Source organism: Phocaeicola faecium, from assembly GCF_014837055.1.
GTDB lineage: Bacteria > Bacteroidota > Bacteroidia > Bacteroidales > Bacteroidaceae > Phocaeicola > Phocaeicola gallinarum.
The window spans coordinates 1,129,977-1,152,855 of the sequence record NZ_JACSPQ010000001.1 but is presented as its reverse complement, the minus strand read 5'-3'; the positions used below and the strand labels follow the sequence as shown (position 1 = coordinate 1,152,855).

At 42.0% G+C, this 22,879-nt stretch carries 30 protein-coding genes; 17 read left to right on the top strand and 13 right to left on the bottom strand.

Annotated features, from left to right (window positions below):
• Positions 1 to 211: 211 nt before the first annotated feature.
• Both H9626_RS05025 and H9626_RS05020 read left to right on the top strand, forming a co-directional pair.
• On the top strand, positions 212 to 997 hold the full coding sequence (locus H9626_RS05025) for an META domain-containing protein (protein ID WP_225230877.1): 786 nt from the start codon (positions 212 to 214) through the stop codon (positions 995 to 997).
• A gap of 152 nt (positions 998 to 1,149) precedes the next feature.
• A complete protein-coding gene (locus tag H9626_RS05020) occupies positions 1,150 to 1,614 on the top strand; it encodes a Fur family transcriptional regulator (RefSeq protein WP_191709757.1) in 465 nt (154 codons plus the stop codon).
• Here the strand turns inward: H9626_RS05020 and H9626_RS05015 are convergent.
• Entirely contained in the window at positions 1,571 to 2,476 is a 906-nt protein-coding gene (locus tag H9626_RS05015; RefSeq protein WP_191709756.1) for an EamA family transporter, read from the bottom strand. The two genes, H9626_RS05020 and H9626_RS05015, sit on opposite strands and share 44 nt — an antisense overlap.
• 111 nt (positions 2,477 to 2,587) lie before the next feature.
• Between H9626_RS05015 and H9626_RS05010 the strand changes: the two genes are divergently transcribed.
• Positions 2,588 to 3,850 carry a putative DNA modification/repair radical SAM protein gene (locus tag H9626_RS05010; protein WP_191709755.1) on the top strand — a complete coding sequence of 421 codons (1,263 nt, stop codon included), beginning with the start codon at positions 2,588 to 2,590 and terminating at the stop codon, positions 3,848 to 3,850.
• Between the two features lie 115 nt (positions 3,851 to 3,965).
• Here H9626_RS05010 and H9626_RS05005 read toward each other — a convergent pair whose 3' ends face one another.
• The 12 genes from H9626_RS05005 to H9626_RS04945 all read right to left on the bottom strand — a co-directional run bounded on the left by H9626_RS05005 (position 3,966) and on the right by H9626_RS04945 (position 13,343).
• Entirely contained in the window at positions 3,966 to 4,217 is a 252-nt protein-coding gene (locus H9626_RS05005; RefSeq protein WP_191709754.1) for a cyclomaltodextrinase C-terminal domain-containing protein, read from the bottom strand.
• Positions 4,218 to 4,597: 380 nt separating this feature from the next.
• On the bottom strand, positions 4,598 to 5,758 hold the full coding sequence (locus tag H9626_RS05000) for a sodium ion-translocating decarboxylase subunit beta (protein WP_191709753.1): 1,161 nt from the start codon (positions 5,756 to 5,758) through the stop codon (positions 4,598 to 4,600).
• A gap of 2 nt (positions 5,759 to 5,760) precedes the next feature.
• A complete protein-coding gene (locus H9626_RS04995) occupies positions 5,761 to 6,189 on the bottom strand; it encodes a biotin/lipoyl-containing protein (RefSeq protein ID WP_191709752.1) in 429 nt (142 codons plus the stop codon).
• A 20-nt stretch (positions 6,190 to 6,209) separates the two neighbouring features.
• Positions 6,210 to 7,139 (bottom strand): OadG family transporter subunit, encoded by a 930-nt coding sequence (locus H9626_RS04990; protein ID WP_191709751.1) that lies wholly within the window; start codon positions 7,137 to 7,139, stop codon positions 6,210 to 6,212.
• 24 nt (positions 7,140 to 7,163) lie between these two features.
• Entirely contained in the window at positions 7,164 to 8,717 is a 1,554-nt protein-coding gene (locus tag H9626_RS04985) for an acyl-CoA carboxylase subunit beta (RefSeq protein WP_191709750.1), read from the bottom strand.
• A 98-nt stretch (positions 8,718 to 8,815) separates the two neighbouring features.
• Positions 8,816 to 9,220, bottom strand: coding sequence for a methylmalonyl-CoA epimerase (gene mce / locus H9626_RS04980; RefSeq protein WP_191709749.1), 405 nt, complete (start codon positions 9,218 to 9,220; stop codon positions 8,816 to 8,818).
• A gap of 311 nt (positions 9,221 to 9,531) precedes the next feature.
• Complete coding sequence (locus H9626_RS04975) at positions 9,532 to 9,849, bottom strand: hypothetical protein (protein ID WP_191709748.1); 318 nt, start codon at positions 9,847 to 9,849, stop codon at positions 9,532 to 9,534.
• Between the two features lie 368 nt (positions 9,850 to 10,217).
• Positions 10,218 to 10,622, bottom strand: coding sequence for a DUF5053 domain-containing protein (locus H9626_RS04970; RefSeq protein WP_191709747.1), 405 nt, complete (start codon positions 10,620 to 10,622; stop codon positions 10,218 to 10,220).
• A gap of 412 nt (positions 10,623 to 11,034) precedes the next feature.
• A complete protein-coding gene (locus tag H9626_RS04960; protein WP_191709746.1) occupies positions 11,035 to 11,289 on the bottom strand; it encodes a hypothetical protein in 255 nt (84 codons plus the stop codon).
• 1 nt (position 11,290) lies between these two features.
• Positions 11,291 to 11,794, bottom strand: coding sequence for a hypothetical protein (locus H9626_RS04955; RefSeq protein WP_191709745.1), 504 nt, complete (start codon positions 11,792 to 11,794; stop codon positions 11,291 to 11,293).
• Between the two features lie 2 nt (positions 11,795 to 11,796).
• Positions 11,797 to 12,645 carry an HNH endonuclease gene (locus tag H9626_RS04950; RefSeq protein ID WP_191709744.1) on the bottom strand — a complete coding sequence of 283 codons (849 nt, stop codon included), beginning with the start codon at positions 12,643 to 12,645 and terminating at the stop codon, positions 11,797 to 11,799.
• A complete protein-coding gene (locus tag H9626_RS04945) occupies positions 12,642 to 13,343 on the bottom strand; it encodes a LexA family transcriptional regulator (protein WP_191709743.1) in 702 nt (233 codons plus the stop codon). Before H9626_RS04945 ends, H9626_RS04950 begins: the two co-directional genes overlap by 4 nt.
• 180 nt (positions 13,344 to 13,523) lie before the next feature.
• Between H9626_RS04945 and H9626_RS04940 the strand changes: the two genes are divergently transcribed.
• From H9626_RS04940 to H9626_RS04875, 14 genes are all read left to right on the top strand, one after another.
• Entirely contained in the window at positions 13,524 to 13,808 is a 285-nt protein-coding gene (locus H9626_RS04940; RefSeq protein WP_191709876.1) for a hypothetical protein, read from the top strand.
• Between the two features lie 11 nt (positions 13,809 to 13,819).
• A complete protein-coding gene (locus H9626_RS04935) occupies positions 13,820 to 14,182 on the top strand; it encodes a hypothetical protein (protein WP_191709742.1) in 363 nt (120 codons plus the stop codon).
• A 303-nt stretch (positions 14,183 to 14,485) separates the two neighbouring features.
• A complete protein-coding gene (locus H9626_RS04930; protein WP_191709741.1) occupies positions 14,486 to 14,923 on the top strand; it encodes a JAB domain-containing protein in 438 nt (145 codons plus the stop codon).
• A 133-nt stretch (positions 14,924 to 15,056) separates the two neighbouring features.
• A complete protein-coding gene (locus H9626_RS04925) occupies positions 15,057 to 15,197 on the top strand; it encodes a hypothetical protein (protein ID WP_191709740.1) in 141 nt (46 codons plus the stop codon).
• 1 nt (position 15,198) lies between these two features.
• Positions 15,199 to 15,405, top strand: a complete 207-nt coding sequence (locus tag H9626_RS04920) for a hypothetical protein (RefSeq protein WP_191709739.1) — start codon at positions 15,199 to 15,201, stop codon at positions 15,403 to 15,405.
• A complete protein-coding gene (locus H9626_RS04915) occupies positions 15,402 to 15,785 on the top strand; it encodes a helix-turn-helix domain-containing protein (protein ID WP_191709738.1) in 384 nt (127 codons plus the stop codon). The genes H9626_RS04920 and H9626_RS04915 overlap by 4 nt, the downstream gene beginning before the upstream one ends.
• A 126-nt stretch (positions 15,786 to 15,911) precedes the next feature.
• Positions 15,912 to 16,238: a hypothetical protein gene (locus H9626_RS04910; protein ID WP_191709737.1), complete on the top strand. Its 327-nt coding sequence runs from the start codon at positions 15,912 to 15,914 to the stop codon at positions 16,236 to 16,238.
• Positions 16,239 to 16,359: 121 nt separating this feature from the next.
• Entirely contained in the window at positions 16,360 to 17,295 is a 936-nt protein-coding gene (locus H9626_RS04905; RefSeq protein WP_191709736.1) for an ATP-binding protein, read from the top strand.
• Positions 17,282 to 18,100 (top strand): HNH endonuclease, encoded by an 819-nt coding sequence (locus H9626_RS04900; protein WP_191709735.1) that lies wholly within the window; start codon positions 17,282 to 17,284, stop codon positions 18,098 to 18,100. The genes H9626_RS04905 and H9626_RS04900 overlap by 14 nt, the downstream gene beginning before the upstream one ends.
• A complete protein-coding gene (locus tag H9626_RS04895) occupies positions 18,097 to 18,510 on the top strand; it encodes a NinB/YbcN family protein (protein WP_191709734.1) in 414 nt (137 codons plus the stop codon). The genes H9626_RS04900 and H9626_RS04895 overlap by 4 nt, the downstream gene beginning before the upstream one ends.
• A gap of 1 nt (position 18,511) precedes the next feature.
• On the top strand, positions 18,512 to 19,168 hold the full coding sequence (locus H9626_RS04890; protein WP_191709733.1) for a hypothetical protein: 657 nt from the start codon (positions 18,512 to 18,514) through the stop codon (positions 19,166 to 19,168).
• A gap of 4 nt (positions 19,169 to 19,172) precedes the next feature.
• Entirely contained in the window at positions 19,173 to 20,861 is a 1,689-nt protein-coding gene (locus H9626_RS04885; protein ID WP_191709732.1) for a DEAD/DEAH box helicase, read from the top strand.
• Between the two features lie 141 nt (positions 20,862 to 21,002).
• The gene (locus H9626_RS04880; RefSeq protein ID WP_191709731.1) at positions 21,003 to 21,365 is read left to right on the top strand and encodes a VRR-NUC domain-containing protein; all 363 of its coding nucleotides are present in this window, start codon (positions 21,003 to 21,005) and stop codon (positions 21,363 to 21,365) included.
• A 627-nt stretch (positions 21,366 to 21,992) separates the two neighbouring features.
• Positions 21,993 to 22,847, top strand: coding sequence for a hypothetical protein (locus tag H9626_RS04875; RefSeq protein WP_178257369.1), 855 nt, complete (start codon positions 21,993 to 21,995; stop codon positions 22,845 to 22,847).
• Positions 22,848 to 22,879 lie beyond the last annotated feature (32 nt).

The following is a 22,879-nucleotide window of genomic DNA, read 5'->3' as shown; positions in this document are numbered from 1 at the left end:
ATTCCCGTTATCCGTTGCCTGTATTTGCGCGATGGATGGCGGGGATTTTTTTCTGACAGTTTTCCTGTAACCATTCGGTAGTGGTTTATTACGCCGTCTGCCCTCTCAAATAGGTTAAAATAGTTCCATGTTTAAGTAAAAAATTAAAATAGGATGCAGTATTCGGAATATCTCTGTATTTTTGTACCAGAGAATATTAAATTGGAAATTTATGGTAAATAAGAAAATGTTAAGTGTGGTTGCAGGCGGCGTTTTGCTGATGATGAACAGTTGCGGAACAGGTAGCAAAGCTATTTCGTCTGTCGATTTGGCAGGAGAGTGGAACATCGTAGAAGTTAATGGTGAAAAAATAACGGCAGAAAACCTTCCCTATCTGGGAATGGACATGAAAGAAAAACGAATTTACGGAAATGCGGGATGTAACCGCATGATGGGCAGTCTGGATTTTGATTCCATCCAACCCGGAAAAATCCATTTCGCTTCCGTGGCAACAACACGTATGATGTGTCCTGATATGGAAACCGAACGCAAAGTGGTAGAAGCACTTGATAAAGTAGCAGGATACGAGGAAACAAAAAGCGGATTGTCATTGAATGATTCTGAAGGTAAGCAGATTATGAAGCTGGAAAAACGTTTGCAGCCGGAAGTTTCGGTGAAAGACTTGGAAGGTGAATGGAATATCGTTTCGGTATATAATTTTGAATTGGGCGGAATGGAGAAAGCTCCTTTTCTCGCTTTTAATGTAGCCGAAAAGCGGGTTCACGGAAATGCGGGTTGCAATGTCATTAATGGTGGATTTGAGCAAGAAGCAGATAAAGCCTCTTCTTTACGTTTCACTCAAATGATTTCTACGATGATGTCTTGTCCGGATATGGATATTGAGCGTCAAGTATTGGGGGCTTTGGATAAAGTTCGCAGTTTCAGTTTGGATGAAAACGGAACAATGCTTCTGGTCGACGGGGAAGGAACAACAGTAATAACATTGAGCCGGAAATAAACTCAAAGGGAAGCTGATAAAAACAACTTATTGGAAAATTTAAACAGGCTCTTAGAAAACATGCTTATATTTTGTTTAAAATGTAAGCATGTTTTTTTATTTTTATGCCCGTAACTTTATAGTTGGAATAAAGGCATAATTGACAAAGAAACATGAAAAAAGCGCAAGACTATAGTTCTATATTGGAAGAGACGGGAATACGCCCTACATCTACCCGTCTTTTAATCTATGAAGCCATAGCCGGAACGAAGGATACATTCAGTTTGGGCAGTCTGGAGGCACAGTTGCAGAGCATCGACAAGTCTGTTATTTTCCGTACTTTGACACTTTTTCACGAACACCGGCTTATTCATAGTGTAGACGACGGAAGCGGTTCGTTGAAATACTGCCTCTGTCATAACCACGGACATTGCACCAACGAAGAAGAACACTGCCATTTCTACTGCGAGTGTTGCGGAAAAACCTATTGCTTGGATCAAGACCTCATTCCTCACGTTGACATCCCCGAAGGATTCATCGCGCGGAAAGTAAATTACATCGTGAAAGGGACGTGTGCCGAGTGTGCGAAACACGTCAGCCCAACACGTTGCCCAAATAAAGGAAAACCATCCCGATAAGTACCAGCACGAGGTCGATGGCTTTGCTCTTGAGATTCTTTTCGCGGAATACCATTGCGCCAAACAGGAAAGAAACGATTACGCTTCCTCGGCGTACCATTGACACGATGGAAATCATCGAGCCGTCCATGCTCAGTGCGTAAAAGTAAACAAAGTCGGCAGCCGAAAGGAATACGGAAATCAGGATAATACACCAGTCCCAACGGAAAGGTGTGGTGGTTTTACGGCGCGGCAGCCAGAGGAACATCAGCACGCCGCCCATCAGAAACAGTTGGTAAATGTTGTACCACGACTGTACCACCATGTTATTGAATTGCTTCATGAGGTATTTGTCGTACAGTCCGCTCACAGCTCCCAATACGGCAGCAAGTACCACAAACCATATCCACTTGTTATGCTGAAAGTCGATGCCCTCTTTTTTCCCCGATCGGCTCAGCATGAAAAACGAAACGATGGCAAGCAGTACGCCTATCCACTGATATACGTTCAGTCGCTCTCCGAAAATAAGCAGTGCGCCTACCAGCGTCATCACCGGACGGGTGGCGTTAATCGGACCTACGATGGTAAGGGGCAGGTGCTTCATGCCGAAATATCCAAACGTCCACGATGACAACACGATTAGCGACTTGAGTATGATAAACTTATGCACTTCCCATCCTGCGTGCGGAACGAAAAAAAGTGTCTGCGCCAGCCATTCCGGTTTGAGGTAAGAAATAAGAATAAACGGTAGAAATATCAGGCTTGAAAACAGCGTATTCAGTCCCAAAACGGGTAATACGGCATTATTTGCCAGCGATTTTTTTTTGAAAACATCATAAAAGCCCAGCAACGCTGCCGAGCAGAAAGCAAGTAGTAACCACATATAGCAGAATCGGTTTGTTTTTATTTGACGTGCAAAGGTACGATAAATTTCATAAAGTCGTTGCATGGTTCAGTCAGAGTAACTAACTTTGTTTGTGATAAAAGTTTTCGCATGAACGAGCAGGTAATCCATAAATTAAAGGTGCTGGCAGAATCGGCAAAGTACGATGTCTCTTGCGCATCGAGCGGCACGTCTCGCCGGAACATCAAAGGCGGACTGGGTAACACGGTGAGCGGGTGGGGGATTTGCCACAGCTTTTCGGAGGACGGGAGGTGTATCTCTCTGCTTAAAATCATGCTGACGAATTACTGCATTTACGATTGTGCGTACTGCATCAACCGCATCAGCAACGACATTCCGCGTGCCACGCTTTCGGTATCGGAGTTGGTGGAACTGACCATTGAGTTTTATCGTAGAAATTATATCGAAGGACTGTTTCTTAGTTCGGGAGTGGTGCGTAACCCCGATTATACGATGGAACGCCTCGTGCGTGTGGCGAAAGACCTGCGCGAGGTACACCGTTTCAACGGATATATCCATCTGAAAAGTATTCCCGGAGCAAGCGAAGAACTGGTGCGCGAAGCCGGGCGTTATGCCGACCGCCTTAGTGTGAATCTGGAGATTCCTACGGAAGAAAACTTAAAACGCCTTGCTCCGGAAAAAGACCATCGGAGTGTGTATCAGCCCATGCGTTACATCCAACAGGGCATTCTGGAGAGTTCCGAAGAACGGAAAAAGTATCGTTATGCTCCCCGCTTTGCCCCTGCAGGTCAAAGCACACAGATGATAGTGGGTGCAACCTCCGAAACAGACAAAGACATATTAAACGTTTCGTCATCGCTCTATCAGCACCCTACAATGAAGCGTGTCTATTACTCCGGTTACATTTCAGTGAACACTTACGACAAGCGGCTTCCTGCCTTGAAACAGCCTCCTTTAGTGCGTGAGAACCGTCTCTATCAAGCCGACTGGCTGTTGCGTTACTATCAGTTCAAAGTAGATGAACTGGTGAACGATGACGTTCCCGACTTGGATTTGGAAATTGACCCCAAACTTTCGTGGGCGCTTCGCCATCCTGAGTTTTTTCCTGTGAATATCAACACGGCCGATTACGAAGTTCTGTTGCGTGTTCCGGGCATAGGCACTCGTTCGGCAAAGCTTATTGTCGCATCTCGTCGTTTCTCTCGCATCGGCTTTTATGAGTTAAAGAAAATGGGTGCCGTAATCAAGAAAGCCCAATATTTTATAACGTGTAACGAATTGCCCGAAAAAACGATTCATGAACTCGGCAGCACCGCTGTTAGAAAACTGCTGTTGCCGAAGCCGAAAAAAGTAATAGACGAACGTCAGCTTACGTTGGATTTTTCGGAGTGAGAAGATGATGATAGGCGTATGGCTTATTGGATATTAATACAAAAGCGCAATATTCGAAGTGTTATACTTCAAAACATTGCGCTTTTATAATATCGACATAAATGTCTTAGAGTTCTTAAAATTCTATACTTAATGATTTACGTGCCGATAGCACTAAATTTTGAGAGAAGTCGATTTTCTTTCCGCTTGCAATTTCTTTTCCTGATTTAGAGTCTTTAGTCAGCACGTTGTAATGTTCGGCAGATAACACTTGTTCGCTGTCAGTGCTGTTTAATACAATCATTTCTGTTTTTCCATTCTGAGTGTAGGCGTATAAGTATACTCCCTTCTGAGGGATGTAATACTTTACAGTTTTTTTTGCTGTCATATTCTTGTTAAGTTAGTTGTTTTGCATGGGCAAAGTTATAATGTTTGTATTCTTTTCCGAGTATGAAGCATAAAAAATGTATGGATTTGCAGGTTTTTCATGATATAAATCAAGAAAACGGGGTAAAATGAAAAGTTATTCTGACCGGATTTGTTTAATTTTATCCGGTTTTATTCCGGAAAAATTCCTACCGCATGGGTGAAGTGGTCTTCCGAATAGAATGGAGTAACTTATCCGTATGCGATTAGTAATACTAACGGTAGTGTTTTTGGGGAGGATGCAAGGCTGAGTTTGGCGGAATTGATGGATACAAAAACGGGGCTTGAATGATTTTACCACTCAAGCCCCGGCTGTTTTATGATTTTAGTATTTTTACTTCATCATACAAGGAAGCCCAACAAGATACCGGCAGCTACAGCCGAACCGATCACTCCGGCTACGTTCGGACCCATGGCGTGCATCAGCAGATAGTTGGTAGGGTCGTATTCCAATCCGATGATTTGAGAAATACGGGCTGAATCGGGTACGGCAGATACACCGGCGTTACCAATCAGCGGGTTAATCTTATTGTCTTTGCTCAGTATCAGGTTAAAGATTTTGACGAACAATACACCCGATGCCGTAGCAATGACGAAAGACAATGCTCCCAATACAAATATTAAGATAGAATTAACGGTAAGGAATTCGGATGCTTGTGTGGATGCACCTACTGTCAATCCCAACAAGATGGTGATGGTGTCGATTAGCGGACCGCGTGCTGTTTCTGCCAAACGGCGGGTTACTCCGCTTTCTTTCAGCAAGTTTCCGAAGAACAACATACCTAACAGCGGCAAACCGGAAGGAACGAGGAAGCACGTAAGCAGCAAACCGATGATGGGGAACATTACCTTTTCGGTATGCGATACGGCACGCGGAGCTTTCATGTGGATAACACGTTCTTTCTTCGTGGTCAGCAAGCGCATGATAGGTGGCTGGATAACCGGTACGAGTGCCATGTATGAATAGGCAGATACCGCAATCGCACCCATCAGGTTAGGAGCCAGTTTGGATGAAAGGAAGATAGCCGTCGGGCCGTCTGCACCACCGATGATACCGATAGCGGCTGCCTGCATGGGGTCGAAACCCAACTCAAGCGCAATCATGTATGCACCGAAGATACCGAACTGGGCTGCTGCACCAATAAGCATCAGTTTGGGATTGGAAATCAATGCCGAGAAGTCCGTCATCGCCCCGATACCGAGGAAGATAAGGGGCGGATACCATCCCGACGTTACACCTTGATATAGGATGTTTAACACTGAGCCTTGTTCGTAAATACCTACTTGTAATCCCGCTTCCATATTGAATGGAATGTTTCCTACCAGCATACCGAATCCGATAGGTATCAATAACATTGGCTCGAATTCTTTAGCCACGGCAAGATAAATGAAGAATATACCGACACCAATCATGATAAAATGTTGGTAAGTTGCATTATGAAATCCGGTATATGTCCAGAAATCCGCCAAGTTATTCTGTAAGAAATTAACAAATTCTCCCATAGTTATTCAATGATTATGAGGTCTGTACCTTCAAGAATAGAATCTCCTTTGTTGACTTTGATAGCGGTAACTTTGCCGTCTCGGTCTGCCTTGATGTCGTTTTCCATTTTCATGGCTTCGAGCACAATCAGGGTTTGTCCACGTTTTACGGTATCACCTTCTTTTACTTTAATTTCGAGGATTACTCCCGGTAGCGGAGATTTCAGTCCCGATTTGCTACTTGCCAGTGTAGGACGGGTCACAGCGGGAGGCGGTGTAGCCGGGCTGGTAGAAGCTGTACGTACCACCGGTTTTATTTTAGGAGAAGATTTCTTTTCTAACTCTACGGTGTATGCTGTTCCGTTGACTTCTACGTGTACATTGTTGTCTTCAATATCTCCTACGGTTACCTTGTAAAGATTTCCGTTGATTTTGTATCTATATTCTTTCATGGTTATTAATCGTTAGCGGGTTATTTCTTATGAGGATTTTCGCGTAAGGTATAAATCTTCGAACTCCACGGAGAGTAGCTTCTCTTTACGCGGCTGATGGTAAGAATGGTTTCTTCCACATCGTGGTCGGCTCCCTGAGCTTCGTGTAACGCCATAGATATGGCAGCAATTACGTCGCCCGGAGTTTCTCCGAACTTGCGGTCTTTAGCTTCCTGTTTATCGGTAATGTTATGCGCTATCATGGCGTTGCGTTTGCGCAGCTTGATAGCAATTTTGCCGACTAACTTGAAGCAGAGGTAAAGTAGGATAAGACCGGTGAACACTACGCACATTGCAGTTATCGTCATACCGATACCCACAGAGTCATGTTGTTCAAACTTATCCATCTTCGGGTTTCCTTCCAGCGTTTGGTTGTTCGTACTGGGCGTAACATATTTGGTTTCGCTGTCATCTTTGACCTCCCATTCGTTTGAACCATCGCTTACTCGTGCATAAGACTGGTTTGTTTTCAAAATGCCGGCAGGTACTACTATTTGGTCGAGTAAATTTCTGCCGGAATCATAAAGTCCTACCCAGTTATCATTTGTTTTGCTTAACACAAAGTTGGTGTGGAACGTTCCTCTGCGTGGAGTGCCGTCTGCCCAAAAAAGAGCGTGTTGGCGCGGGCTGATGGCTGTTAGCACATCGCCTTTCGGTATAAAATAAGAAACCGTATCTCCCGGTTCGCTGCTAACTTTCAGGTAACATCCTGCCAGATTAACACTATTGTAAGAGGTATTGAATATTTCAACCCATCCGCTGTGTACGCCGTAATCGTCCTCGAAGTTGCTTTCATTATCAATTAAAACCTCATTGATTACTATTTTGGTTTTCCCTTCGGGAGTGGTACACGAACTAAACGCTGCCAGCAAAATGGATATGAAAAATATTCCGATTAAAGGTTTGTTCATAGAAACTGAATTTAAAGATTAATATTACAAAGGAATATTTCCATGCTTCTTTGCAGGGTTCGTCAGTTTTTTAGTCTGCAACTGTTGTAATGCGCGTATGATACGGAAGCGTGTATTGCGCGGTTCTATTACATCATCAATGTAACCGTATTTAGCTGCATTATATGGGTTAGCAAACAATTTCGTGTATTCGGCTTCTTTTTCGGCCATAAGAGCTTTGGGGTCGGCAGCTTCTTTGGCCTCGCGAGCATAAAGGACTTCTACGGCTCCGGCTCCTCCCATGACAGCTATTTCGGCTGTTGGCCATGCGTAATTCATGTCGCCTCGCAACTGTTTGCAACTCATCACAATGTGAGAACCGCCGTACGATTTACGTAAGGTTATGGTTACTTTAGGTACGGTAGCTTCTCCGTAGGCATATAACAATTTGGCTCCGTTTAAGATTACGGCGTTATATTCTTGTCCTGTACCCGGAAGGAATCCCGGAACATCTACTAATGATACGATTGGAATGTTGAATGCGTCGCAGAACCGTACGAAGCGTGCGCCTTTACGTGATGAATTACAATCGAGTACACCTGCCAATACTTTAGGTTGATTAGCTACAATACCTACTGACTGTCCGTTAAAACGGGCAAATCCTACAATGATATTCTTAGCATAATCTCGTTGTACCTCTAAGAATTCACCGTTATCTACTATGGCTCCGATTACTTCATACATATCATAAGCCTTATTCGGGCTGTCGGGTACGATTTCATTCAACGAATCTTCTAATCTGTCAATGGGGTCTGTACAGTCAATGTATGGAGGCTCTTCGAGGTTGTTTTGTGGAATGTAGCTTAATAGTTTACGGATAAGTGTAAGTCCCTCTTCTTCAGTTGATGCAGTGAAGTGAGTAACTCCTGAGCGTGTAGAGTGTACACTGGCTCCGCCTAAATCTTCTTGAGAAACATCTTCGCCTGTAACCGTTTTTACAACTTTCGGTCCTGTAAGAAACATGTAAGAAGTTCCTTCTATCATCAGCGTAAAGTCGGTTAGAGCAGGTGAGTAAACCGCACCTCCGGCACACGGACCAAAGATTCCTGAAATTTGCGGAATTACTCCCGAAGCCATGATATTGCGTTGGAAGATTTCAGCATAACCTGCAAGTGCATTAATGCCTTCTTGGATACGTGCACCTCCCGAATCGTTCAATCCGATGCAAGGCGCTCCCATTTTCATAGCCATATCCATTACTTTACAAATCTTCATTGACATTGTTTCCGACAGTGAGCCGGCCGAAACCGTAAAATCTTGTGCAAAGACATACACAAGACGTCCTTCTATCGTACCGTATCCCGTTACTACACCATCTCCTAAATAATGCTTTTTGTCCATGCCGAAGTTAGTACACCGATGCTGTACAAACATGTCCATTTCTTCGAAACTTCCTTCGTCTAAAAGCATGGAGATGCGTTCGCGGGCTGTATATTTTCCTTTTGCGTGTTGCTTTTCGATTGCTTTTTCACCTCCGCCCATACGTGCTTGGGTGCGCAGGTCTATCAGCTCTTTTACTTTTTCAAGTTGTTTGCTCATGGTATTAGTCTTTTAAATGAATTGGTAATGTATTAAATCAAAGCACGAAAAGATGTCAGTAAAAACCGTAAAAGACAGCTTTCCATACACTTGCTTAATTATTTTTCACAGAGTTCGGTCAGTACACCCATTGTTGATTTGGGATGTAAAAATGCGATGTTTAAGTTTTCAGCTCCTTTACGCGGTGCTTTATCTATCAGTCGGATACCGGCAGTTTCGGCTTCAGCCAAAGCGTTGGCTACCCCATCTTCGATAGCGAAAGCCACATGGTGTACTCCCATGCCCCGGTTCTCTATAAATTTGGCGATAGTGCTGTCTGCTCCCGTAGGTTCGAGTAGCTCTATTTTGGTTTCACCGCATTTTAAGAATGCCGTTTTCACTTTCTGGTCTTCCACCGTTTCTATGTTATAACATTTTAGTCCAAGAACGTTTTCATAATAAGGCAGGGCTTCTTCGATGCTTTTTACTGCAATGCCCAAATGTTCGATGTGAGAAATCTTCATAATAAAATAGTTTTTTATGGATATTAAGTTTAAAGCTCTTTTTTTTACTTGCAGACAAAGAAAGCAAAATTGTGTTGAAATACGAAACTTTTTATAGAAAATCTTTCCTCGGAATCGTGTTAATTAGCCTTTCATTTTTATTGTGGATTTGTGAAAATTTTCGCAGGCTATTTTGTTGGTCTGTATATAACACAACAGTGAAGAAAATCTTTAGACTTTCTTCACTGTTGTGTTCTCTTTTCTTTGTTTGAGGTGCAACTTGAATGTGCTGATTGTTTCCGGAAGCTGCACCGGATTTCTTGAAGTTGAAATTACTTGTCTTTTTCAGTGTCTTTTTCGTTGTTCTCTTTGTCTGTTTTCGATTCTGTTGATAAATGAACTGAGTTTTGCGTAATCTGTGTTAATGAGATTTTTACACAAGTAGCGGTAATACGTTTTACACAAGCAGGTCTTGCCATGCCTATATTAGAACTCTGATTTTCTCTGAAATTTAGTATGGAGAACAATTCTTCGGAAGAAAGAATTGTTTCATAATCATAACAACTTGGTTTGCTGGCCTCAGAGTTTCCTTTTTTCGTGTATTTTACCAATATCTTTTTCGGTAATTTTGATTTTGATTTTTTCTTCATTACAAATAGTTAGAAGATAATTAAATATCCGATTAATTTTGCGGGTTTTATCAAACGTTATCCTTAGAGAGAGGAAATAATCTATAAGTTAATGTCAGACGTAACCGCGAGTTCAAAGATAGTATTTGTTTTATTTTGGTCAAAATAATTTTAATTCTTTTTTTTCTTTTTCTTTTGTTTCTGTTTCTTTATTTATACCACAAGAATTCCGTTTTTCGCATCGTATCTCACCGTATCTTCTTGAGTTCCTGATACAAACGCTGTACCGGAAGACCCATAATAGTGAACTGGAGCTTGTGGCAGTGGTGAACCTAAAAAAATCCCCGCAGGCGGCTCATGCTGCGGGGACGGTGTCAAATAACAAAGCGTCAATATGAAACGCTAAGCGAGCCTAATTTCTCGGAAATGTCTTTTAATGCCCTGTTCAGAGTTGCCAGTTCATCGGAAGTAAAACGGGCGGGTTTGCCGTTTACGATGTTTCCGTTCATCCGCTGATACAGCCATGAACGGCTTTTGTTGAAATACCGTTTGGCGAGGTATGAAAGCGAAATGATGTCTGCCACTTCCTGCATTTGCAGCTTGATGGTGTTTTCCTCCAGATGGTCGATTTTGCGGTCTGCCTCTTCAAGCTGCCCGGCTATGAAATCGGCTATTTCCTTTTTATCTTCTTCCGAGGTGTAACGTGCGGCTATGGACTTCACTTTGTCGTAAAATTCCGGTGCATCCGTCCCCAGCATCGGTTTCAATGATAATAATTCTTCGCGTAATGCCATAATCGTATGTTTTTAATTCCTCCCGTATCAAGGGAGGGAACTGTTTTTCTTACTTTTTCTTTTCAAGTTCTGCCAATATCTTGTCTATCGTGTTCAGGCGGTCTAACCTTTTGTTTATTTCCTTTTCCTGATTCGTTCCGATCATATCTGTGTCTGCTACTTTTCGCGTATTATCTGTTACATCATGTCCTGATTTATAGCGAACTAAGTTTAATATGTTATTTTACGGGAAACCGATGTATAGCCATCTATCACCGTATCTTCTTGAGTTCCTGATACAAACGCTGTACCGGAAGACCCATAACGTTGAAGTAGGATTGGTGAATTATAATATACTTATTATTAATGGTTTAAGTATTATTGTATATTTCTTGTAAAACTATTGTAAATAAAACAGCCTTTTAAAAGGAAATTATACGTTTGAACTAATGTTTTTTAGCACTTCATCAATGAACATTGAGCGGTAGTGTGGGCACTCCAAAACGCCCTTTGCTTTTGCTTCTCGATAGACTTTTGAGAATAGCTTCGCTTTTTCCCGGTCGGTTTCTGGAAGTTCTTCTATCGGTGTACTTAGAAACCGGCATCCCCATCCTTTGCAGGTGGGGGAGAGCCTGCAATGGCTTTCTCCTGTATGCTGTGCCGCACAAAGTGAAACGGTGTAGTTCATATTAGTTGTCAATTTCCTTAACATTAGTTATAACCGTCAAATCTTTATCAAAAGTCACTATAATATTTGATAATACTTTTGCGCCTAATTTGTTATTTCCTCTAAAAGAGAATGTAGTTTCATACCCAATGAAATCACCTTTAAATGATTCTCTTTGTACATTAAAAACATCCATTAGGCTATCTTCTATATTCTGGAAATATAAAAGGCTGTCTTGAAGAATACTTTCTACCGACTTCTCACATGACCTTAGTTTTGATTTAATATCACCCGTGTTAACCATAGCTGTAAGCATTTTCTTACGATGTTCTTTCATATAATCAGATTCCTCGAATTTAGTGAATACACTGTCAAGCGGTGTCATTCCTACAAATTCATAACTGGACCAATCATTCATGGTTGTTTGAAGATGATTTTCGATAATTTTTCTAGCCTTATTTTCGCTTGATTGCCCACACGAACACACTATTAAAATGGTGATTGCTAATAATGCTAACTTTTTCATGATTATCCGATTTTATTTGATTTTTGCAAATTGCATTTTTGACATAATAATTGAAGATTTTCAACAGTTGTTGCACCACCTTTGGAAAAAGGTATTATGTGATCAAGTTGCAGATTCTCAGTAGAACCGCAATAAACACATCTTCCGCCATCCCTTTTCCATACAGCATCTACTACCTCTTTAGGAATAGGAGGACGTTTCCCCGCTTCCGGGAATAATTCTCCCTCATCCATCAGTTCCTGCATGGCAATTTTCTCTAATTCTTCTCTTTGTTTCTTTCTAAGTAATTTTTCTTTGATTTTTTCAACCTGTTCGCGTTTATGCAGTGCTTCAGCTTTTAGCCTTTGTTGCTCCAATTGATTTTCATATTTGGAAATTGCTTTTGGTGAATAATCTATTTCTAAAACATCAGAAAAATCTTCAACTTGTTTTTGAGAGCGCTTACACATGTCATCATATACTGGCGCAAGCATGTGTACTATACACTTTTCTACGGGATACTTAATAGATGCGTACCCAAAGAATATGGTCTTTATAAATATTGGAGAAGATGTTTTTTCGTCATGGAAAAAGACATCAGGCTTGTCACCTATATAGGTAATGTATGGAGCATAGTTTTCTTTGTCTGTTCTGAAATGTTTGAATTTGAGAACCTGCTTATATTCGTTTATTGCTACCCATTCAAACATTGCAGGAAATAAATTAGGATTATCTTTAATACCAATGCACCATTTGTCTTTAAACCCTTTACAAGCAATATCCTCAATTTCTTCAGGTGTGTAATATTGTTTTGTGGTAACAGCTTCTTCTTTTATAACTTTCTTTGTCCCCAATAGGTTGAAAAAACTCATCTTCTTCTTGGTCTTTGTAGTTCAATGACATTAAATATCTGTTTCACGTCAGCAAGATTTATAACCTTGTCTGGATATAGTGAGTTCAGTGAATGTATCGTGATAGTATGGTTTTCTACATCATGGTCAATGATGCGTTTAACTAGGATTCCATCCGAATGGATTATCACAAAATCCCATTTGCGAAAGTGAAGTTTACTATCTGCCCAGAGATGCGGCATTATTTCTCGGCACAATAGCCGATCACCTTCAAGAATGGAATCTTCTGTTCCATCGTTCATACTATCTCCCTTCACTTCAAAAGCAACGTAATGTCCTTGTGCTTCATGGTCTACTATATAAGGTATGGTTGGCAATGTTGCCATATATGCTGCATCTGCATATCCGCAGAGGTATCCGGCTTGTGCGTATTGGCTCACGAGTGGTACATGTAATATAATTGGTTTATCAATGAAAGATGCTTCGTTTAGAGATGTTATATCAGTTAGCATGTTTCCTTCACCAGTTAGTAACCATGTTAGATTATATTTGGGGAATGCAGCAACAATTTTTTCACATGTACTTTTTGAAGGAGAACGTTTTTCATTGATAATACGAGTTATTGTGACATTGTTTGAAATGCCTATAGCCTTACTGAAGGAATTTTTATTCAATCCTTCTTCATCCATTATTTTTTGTATTCGTTCCCATGCTTCCATAATAGATATATACTAACGGTTAGTTAAATGTTGTAAATAAACTAACTTTTAACTCGCAATAGTTTGTGTTTATGCTAACTGTTAGTATATTTGCACCATCAAACAATAAATAATAAACAAAGGAAAGAAAAAGTTCTGAGACTGCAAAACATAAGTGATAACTAAAAATAGGTAGGAGATATGAAACGGTACGATTTGAGAGAGATAATGAAAAACGCTTGGAGAACATACAAGTACGTTGCAAAGAAGCAGGGCAAGACATTTGCCCAAGTTTTGAAATCTACTTGGAGATTGGCTAAGATGCGTATTTCAGTCAGCAAGTTCATGGAGGAAAAGCCTAAATCAACCATCGTACAGCCTATTTCTACTCCAAAACCTTATGAATGGTCGGAAGGTATTACAGCCGCTGACATCTATCCGGATAATAGCAGAGGCTATTTAGGTTCAAAATATTGTGGAGACTAAAAAATAAGATTATGACACCGAAAGAATTTACAGAAAGAACAGGCTATACGCCTACTGAAGAAGAATACAAGCAAATCGAAGAAATGTACATGAACACAGACCTTGATAAAAATGAGTTTTGCAAGGGATGGAAAAGTAACAGGATATTGCTTGCTGAGACCGTAAAACAAACAGTCGTAGCACGAAATCTTGCAGCAGAGAGGAAAGATGTAGTAGACTTCCTTTTAGACAGGGCACAGGAGTTCGGAGATGCAGCCTTGCTTAACAAGGCTATCGAAATGGTAGGACATGCAGAAGTCATCAGAAGGAAACTGTCCCTTTCGCTTGAATTGTGGGCGATAGATAAGAAGTATATCAAAGAACATATCCAGTAATACCTACCTAATCCCCGTCCGGTCAGCGAGCCTACCCTTTGATGTGGAGGCGGGGAGCATAAGAGATTGGCTGAACTATAACAGCCCGTTCCGGAAAAAGCGATACCGGCGCATACCCTCAAGCCAACATAGAGGACGCGAGATGTTTCAAGGGTCGAAGCAAGCAGCCTTTAGGCAGATGCAAGCAGCCTGGGAAGTAAGACACATGCCCCGAACGGTCATGCAGTGAAGAACAGTAGCTGATAACTCCGGTGGGAAGAGCAGAGAGAGCTTATCGGGGTACTAACAATAATAATATTTGATATGGAAAATGCAGTAGAATATACTTTAAAAGCTGAAAAGCGGGACTTTGAAACCGTAAAAGTTTGTTCATCATCGAATGCGTTTGATTTTGCCCGTAAGTTTTACCATGATGATATTCTGATTTATGAAAGTGCATTTATTATGTTGCTTAACAGAGCAGGATATATAACCGGATATGCAAAGATTTCGCAGGGTGGTGTATGTGGTACACAGGTAGATGTTAAGATTATAGCTAAATATGCTATCGACAGTTTAGCTTCCGGAGTGATTTTCGTACATAATCATCCGAGTGGGAATTTGATACCGAGCAATCAGGATAAGCGTTTCACAAATTCAGTCAAAAAAGCACTTGGGCTATTTGATATAAATCTGCTTGACAGTATTATCATTTCAGATTCTGATTATTATTCAATGGCTGATAACGGAGAAATATTATGAAATACTCATTGTTCATTTGCTTCCTGTCATTATTAGTGATGGGTGGCAACCCGTCTTTGGGAATAGCGTTTTGGATGGCTTTCATAGTATTCGTTGTATCAGTTCTGACATTCTCGAAAAAATCGCAAAGGCTATGGAAGAAGTAATAAAGGAAATGGAAGAAATTAACCGCCTGCTGAAAGAACGGTCGAAAGAGCTTGACCGTAGAGCCAAGTTTGACAAAGAGATTAGCGAAGAGATTCAAAGTATTTTAGAAAAATCAAATAAGAAATAATATGGTAAAAGTAACAGAAAATTGGTCATCGGCTTTGCGAGGAATGAAAGTCGGTGAAATTTTAGTATTTCCCGTGTCTTCAATATCAGTGATTAATACTACTATTTCCCGGTTAAGGTTGGAAATGTGTCTTGAAGGGGCTGAATGGAAGCGTATCGGTGAGATAGATAAGAAGAAGGGTGAATTCAAAGTAAAACGCATGTCATGAACGCTCTGACAGACCGGGAGCACCTTGTTGCCGAACAGTATTGTAAGGGTTTGGCAGATAAAGAGGTCGCTGATGTTTTGAACCGGTCAGAATGGACTATCAAGGCACAGAAACGGGACATATACAGGAAATTGGGAATATCGAAAGATACGGAACTCGTGCTGTACATGTTCTGTGAAAAGATGAAGATAGATTTCGATTTGAAAGAGATACGCAAACATGGACTTGAGTTATTCTTTTCAGCTCTATTATTCTATATGGCAATTTCAGGATGTCATTGGGAAATAAGAAGAGCTGGATTTCGGACTCAATCAAGAGTGGTCCGAGTAATGCGCACTGCAAGAAGAAATTTTGAAGCATCAGGATTATGGTTTTTCTAATTAATGGCAAGTTAAGGACAACACTTCTCCATGATTCCGCTATAAAAAGGAGATTGCACAAGATTTTGAAAAGACGTGCAAAAAATAAGAAAAAGTTAAAACAAAAGCCAAAGGCAAGGAGGCGTTATGATTATCGCTATAAATGATGAAATATTATATAAAATAGTCGATTATGCAGCGGATATAGGAAGAATGCAGGAACGTATAGAATCAGGCAAAGAGGCTGAATTCATAACACAGAATCAAGCGCATATCCGCTACGGACGAGGAAATGTATCTAAATGGGTACGTGAGGGGCTTGTAAAGAGGTATAAGGATGCAGACGGGAAACCCAAATCAGGTGTAAGATTCAATAAATTAGAGTTAGAATCGGCTGCATTCAAATGTAATTGTTTCAAATCCATCTCTCCAAGAGCTAAAGATGAAATAAAAGATATAAATTGTATAATTTAAAAGCGACCCTATGGGCAACGCGAGGTGAAAGTCCTCTTTATATCGTGATTATATTCCCGGTTCGGTCTGGCCGCCGTTCTGGGAATCGTTTTTTTATTAACCACTTAAAAATTAATTTATTATGGGACTGATTAAAAAGCCTAACGAACTGAGTGTTAAACAAACGTTGTCCGCTTTGATTTACGGACAACCGGGTATGGGGAAAACTACTTTGGCATTATCGGCGCCACTTCCGCTTTTGCTGGATTTTGACGGGGGGATTCACCGTGTAAATGCCGCCCACCGTGTAGACACGGTACAGATTACGAAATGGGAAGAAGTGGATGAGGTTCTTTCCTCCGATGAGATAGCAGGTTATAAGACCTTTGTTATTGATACTGCGGGAAAGATGCTTTCTTTCATGGATAAGTATATCATGCAGAACAATCCGAAAATGAAGAAAGCCGACGGTACTCTTTCCCTGCAAGGATATGGGGTGCGCAAAAACATGTTTATCAACTTTGTGAATCAGGTAACACTGATGGGGAAATCGGTTGTGTTCGTTGCGCATGAACGCGAAGAAAAGAACGGAGACGAAAAGCAGATACGTCCGGAGATAGGCGGTTCTTCTGCCGGGGATTTGATTAAGGAGCTTGATTTGGTAGGTTATATGGAAGCCATCGGCAAGAAGCGTACCATATCTTTCAATCCTTGTGAAAAGTTCTACGGAAAGAATACCTGCAACCTGCCGGAGCGTATGGAGATTCCGGTCATTATAGATGCGGACGGTAATGTGACGGGTGAAAATAACTTTATGACCAATATCATTAAATCATATTCAGTCTACCAATCAAAGCAAACGGAGCTTTCAAATGAATATGAGGAGCTGATGGAAGTCATTAAAGAAAATGTAGAGATGATTACGGATGCTGTTTCGGCGAATGCGGCGGTAGAAGCCATGCAGAAACTGAATCATATTTTCGATTCTTCATTGCAGGCTAAAGATTTGATTTCCCGGAAATGTAAGGCATTGGGTTTGAAATTCGATAAAACAAAGAAAGTCTATGTTGCAGCCTAAGTACAGAATATACCCGTCACTTCTTGACAAGTTCGATGCTTATCTGAGGGCGGATGAAGAAGTAGAATCCTTTTTCAACATAGACAATGAAACCGGAGAGTATAAACGCTCTCCGGAAGAAGTTGAAGCCTCTTTGAAACAGGATTTGATAAATGCGATAAACCGCGTACCGTTTGACAGTGAGGCGGCAGATAAAGGAACAGCCTTTAATGCAGTTATCGACTGTTATGTGCATAATGAAAAGCATACGCCGACAGAACGTGCGGCATATACCATCATTGGAGACCGTGAAACAAACATCGTACAGGTCACATTCCCAGCTACGGAATTGGCGGCGCAAAGAAATTTCCTTTTTGATAGGAAATGGATTATCAGTCAAGCGGAATATTTCAAAGGTTCAATCAGTCAGTTGTTTGTGTCGGCTATATTGCCGACCGGGTACGGTGATGTGGAGCTTTACGGATTTATTGATGAATTTAGAAAGGATGTGGTTTATGACATTAAGACCACTTCGAGCTACCAGTTCGGCAAGTATGAGCGCAAATGGCAGCGGCATGTATATCCGTACTGCCTTATCGCTTCCGGTCAAGTGGAAAGCGTAAAAGCATTTGAATACACCGCTTATGCCTTGAAAGGCGGTACAAGCCGAACCCCTTTAATATCCGGAACATGCTACCCGGAATATTACACTTACAATCATGAACAGTCGGTGAAGATGCTTACAAACCATGTAGAGCGGTTCATCGAATTTCTGGAAGCAAACAGGGATTTGATTACTGACAAAAAGATATTTGCGGAAGAATGAGCCAAACAGCAATCCTTGTAAAAGAAAAAGGAGAAATCACATTAAGCAAGTCTTTTGATTTCATGTGCAGTCAGTTGCGTAACGGACGTTATAGGTTGACTATTGAGCGATACGCTGAGCCGCGCACCCTTAATCAGAATGCTTTGATGTGGCTTTGGTTCAAATGTATCGAGGATGAAACGGGAACTTTAGCGATAGAGACTTACAACCACTATTGCAAAAAGTTCCTTGCTTATGTAAATGATTGGGGAGAGGAAGTATATACCACCTCTTCCCATCTGAACACAAAGCAAATGACGGAATTTCTGCAAAAGATACAGGCTGATGCTGCGTCGGAGTTTGGGATAATGCTCCCGCTTCCGGCTGACCGCTACTATCAGGAGTTTATAAATGAATATAAAAACAGATAAGATGGAAATACTTAAAGCGAAAGTTACCAAAGACAATACTTTGACTGCCACTTACCGGGACGAAACCGGAACGGTCACGATAGAGGGTAAGAACCTTGTTACGTCAGACTTGATAAACGCATTCGGTGAACTTGTTTCGCACATGGTTTTCCTATGCGAGTTGAAAGAAGCTGACGGCAAAGAGTTTTTAAATGATTTACCGGATAACATTGGTCAGATTCTTGAGGTTACGGGCTATTCGATAGGTGGCGATGGAGACAGCAGGGGTGTAACCCTGACGGGAAAACGTTTTTTGAAGAGTAACAAAGTGTTGAATTTGAACAGCCCGTTTACCAAGTTTGAAGATGATAATGAGCCTTACCAATTTGCCTTTGATTTGGAACAAGCCATTTCTACATGTGAATATGAGGTACACGAGTACCTTTTCAATAAGAAATGGAAAATTGTGCAGCAGGAACTTCCGTTTGAAGAGGAAAATGCCGAGACTGAAATACATGCTGAGGCAGTCCCCGAAGCGGAGATCCCCGTCCCCAGTAATGCGGATATGGAAAATTTTCAGGCTGCGATGAATAGTTCTTCCGTGACGATGAACATCAATGGAAAGAATATAAAGCCCCGCAGGACGCGCAGGGCTTCTTCCGAACAGTTAGCATCATAAGATTATGTTATACCCGTTTTGCATAACCCAAACCCCTAATTGCTATAAGATTGCATTCCCGTACCATCCTGACCTGTTAGGCATGGTAAAGCGCATTCCTTCCGTTAAGAAGAATCCCAAAGCGGCTTATATTTCTGATGAACGCGCGTGGAGGGTTTCTCTTGATGATAAGTGGTATGTGGACGCTATGAGTAATTGGGCGGTGTCCGTTAAGATATGCAGCCGTGTACAGCGTGCAGTTTCGGCAAAAGAGGTAGCTGATTACAGTATTCCCGATTTGCCGAAACTGACCGTACCGCACGGGTTGCTCCTTGAACCTTACGAGTATCAGAAAGAAGGCATTGCTTACGCGCTCCAGCACAAACGTTGCATCTTTGGCGACCAACCGGGACTGGGAAAGACATTACAAGCGATAGGCACGGTTACGATAGCAAAAGCGTATCCGTGCCTTGTTGTTTGTCCGGCGGCGTTGAAAATAAACTGGCAGCGTGAATTCAAGAAATTTGCAGGTAAACAAGCCTTGATACTTGATGACCGTAACAAGGCTAATTGGCACCGCTTTTTTGAAACGAAATGCTGTGACATATTCATCACTAATTATGAGAGCCTGAAAAAATTCTTTGTCATGGGCATTCGGGATGATGCACGTTTCACCATGCGTTCTATAACGTTTGACCCGCGCGTTTCACTTTTTAAGTCTGTAGTAATTGACGAATCCCACAAATGCAAGTCAAGCAAGACCCAACAAAGCAAGTTCATCGAGGGAATTTGTAAAGGTAAAGAGTATATCCTTGAACTTACCGGAACGCCCGTTGTGAACAACAATACCGACCTTATCCAGCAACTTAAAATCATGGGTAGGTTGGAGGACTTCGGAGGCTATAAGAACTTTATAGAGCGTTATTGTGCCGGACCTAAACAGTCGAGCAATGTTAAGGAGCTAAATTGGCGTTTGTCTATGACTTGTTTCTTCCGTAGGGAAAAAGCAAAGGTATTGACGCAGCTACCCGACAAGTCACGGCAATACATCGAAGTGGATATCGACAACCGCAAGGAATACGACCGTGCCGAAGCAGACCTGATTCAATATTTGAGGGACTACAAGAACGCATCGGATGAAAAGATAGAAAAAGCCATGCGGGGTGAAGTCATGGTGCGTATGGGAATCTTGAAATCCATTTCGGCACGTGGAAAGATAAAGGTCTTTTCTGAGTTCATCCATGATGTGATTGATGGTGGTGAGAAGCTGATCGTCTTTGCTTACCTGAAAGAAGTCGTTCAGGAGTTGAAACGTAACTTCCCGGATGCCGTAACGGTCACGGGTGAGGACAATGCCACGCGCAAGCAGGCGGCAGTAGACAAATTCCAAAACGACCCGGAATGCAAGCTGATAATACTGAACTATAAATCCGGAGGTACAGGATTGACGCTGACCGCCTCCAGCCGTGTAGCTTTTATCGAGTTCCCGTGGACGTTTAGCGATTGTGAGCAGGCAGAGGATAGGGCGCACCGTAACGGACAGAAGAATAACGTGAACTGTTACTACTATCTCGGCAAAGATACCATCGACAAATACATGTATCAAGTCATACAGACCAAAAAGAATATTGCCAACGGTGTAACCGGTACGGATGATGTAGTTAAGGAAAACGTGGTTGACATGGCTATGAATTTATTTGGGAACAGATTATGAAAAATATATTGCAATCATTGAAAGAAAAAGTAGAGGGTGGGAATATTACCCTCAGGGAAGCCGCTATAAAGTTGCATAAGTCCGGATGGACGAACTTTATAGATGAAGAGACTACAACAAGATTGCTTAAACTGAAATCTTATGAGAAAGCAAACGACCCCATTGTCGGAAAGCCAGATACAGCATGACTGCGTACAATGGTTCAGGCTTCAGTACCCGTTCCTGGCTCTTATGCTGTTCACTGTACCCAACGGCGGCAAGCGGGACGCAAAGACCGGAGCGCGCATGAAATACGAGGGCGCCATTTCCGGTGTGTCTGATTTAATCTTGCTTATTCCCAAAAAGGGATATGCGTCCCTTTGCATTGAAATGAAGAAGCCGAAGGGTACGCAAAGCGAAAATCAAAAAAAGTGGCAGAGAGAAGCGGAAAAATACCGTAACAAGTATGTGGTATGCCATTCTCTGCAAGAATTTATGAATGAGGTCAATACTTATCTGCGATGACTTATATAGATTACATTAAGAACTTTTGGTTGCAACATAACGCCTATTCGCTAACCGTCACAGAAACCGCTTTGTACTTCTACCTGTTAGAAACTAACAACCTCTGTAAGTGGGCGAATACGTTTAACCGTAACAATAGCAAGGTTCTTGCTGATTTAGGTATAGCGTCATTGAAAACTTTGTCGGCGGCAAGAAACCGATTAAAACAAGTTGGATTGATAGACTTCAAGACTAAAAATGGAAGCCCGGTAGTAACATATAGCTTGGTAAAATTTACCGAGGTTAGGGCGCAGGTTGATACCGAGGTTAGGGCGCAGGTTAGGGCGCAGGTTGATACCGAGTTGAATAAGACAAAGACAAAGAATAATAATAACCCTGGCGGGTTATTTGCGCCCGCGCCCGCACGTGAGGAGAAACCCAAGCCTTCAAGAAAAAAGCCTGAGATTATAATCCCGACTTTGGAGGAGGTAAAAAACTACTTCTCCGGGAAACTTCCGGATTGGGAAATGCAGGCGGAAACTTTCTTCTACCACTTCGACAGCTTAGGCTGGAAAAATGCCAACGGCGCCCGTATCGAGCGATGGGACAGCCGGGCAAACTTGTGGATAACTGAAAAAATAATGCAAAATGGAAACAGAACTTCAAAAAGCAATGACGGCGGTAATATCCCCGTCGCAAATCGCTATGGTGGGGGAGAAGCCTCAGGAAACATCCTTGACCTCCCTCCAGATGAGTTTGAAGAACTCGTTAACAGCATCCCGATTGGTCAGTAACTGGTCCGGCACGGCGGCACAGATGAAATGCACGCTACCGCTGCATGAAGTCGTAAAGCACGACGGCATACCCACTCTTGGTGATGTCAGCCGGGTATATGGGAACGTTACGGTTCTCGCAGTCATATCCGAACATCTCCGTTCCGTGTTCCGGTATGCCGGGATAGACCTTGATTTGGAAACGGACGGACTGATGAAGGCAGTGATAGCCGAAACATCCCTTTCCATTGCAACCGGATATTACTACCTGAACCTTTACGAGCTTTGCATCTTTTTCAACGAGCTGAAGGCTGGACGGCGCGGGCAGTTCGTGTGGGGCAGCAAGGTAAACAACCAAGCAATCATGGTTGCCCTGCATGATTTTGCATCCGACAGATTGGAAGCCATCCGTAAGCTGGATATGGAACGTGTTAAGCAGGAATCCGGTAAAAGTTACATCCGTATCAAGGATGCCGCCGCCGCAATGGTGAAAGGAATTGAAAATATCCGTGGACTTGCAGAAAAAGCAAAAACGGATTTTAAGGCTTTCAGAACGCTTTTCCCATTGCTTCCTAACAACTACAAGCCGAAAGACCTGTTCAACGCCTACGCCGGAAAAGAGGATGCAATACGGGCGGTATATGGGGATAACCCTCCACCGCCGGACATGGCGAGCCGTGATATTTACGGCTTCCTATGCGATTATAACTGCCGGATGAACAGGAAATAGTCAACAAGAATCAACCACTTCAAAAACTAATC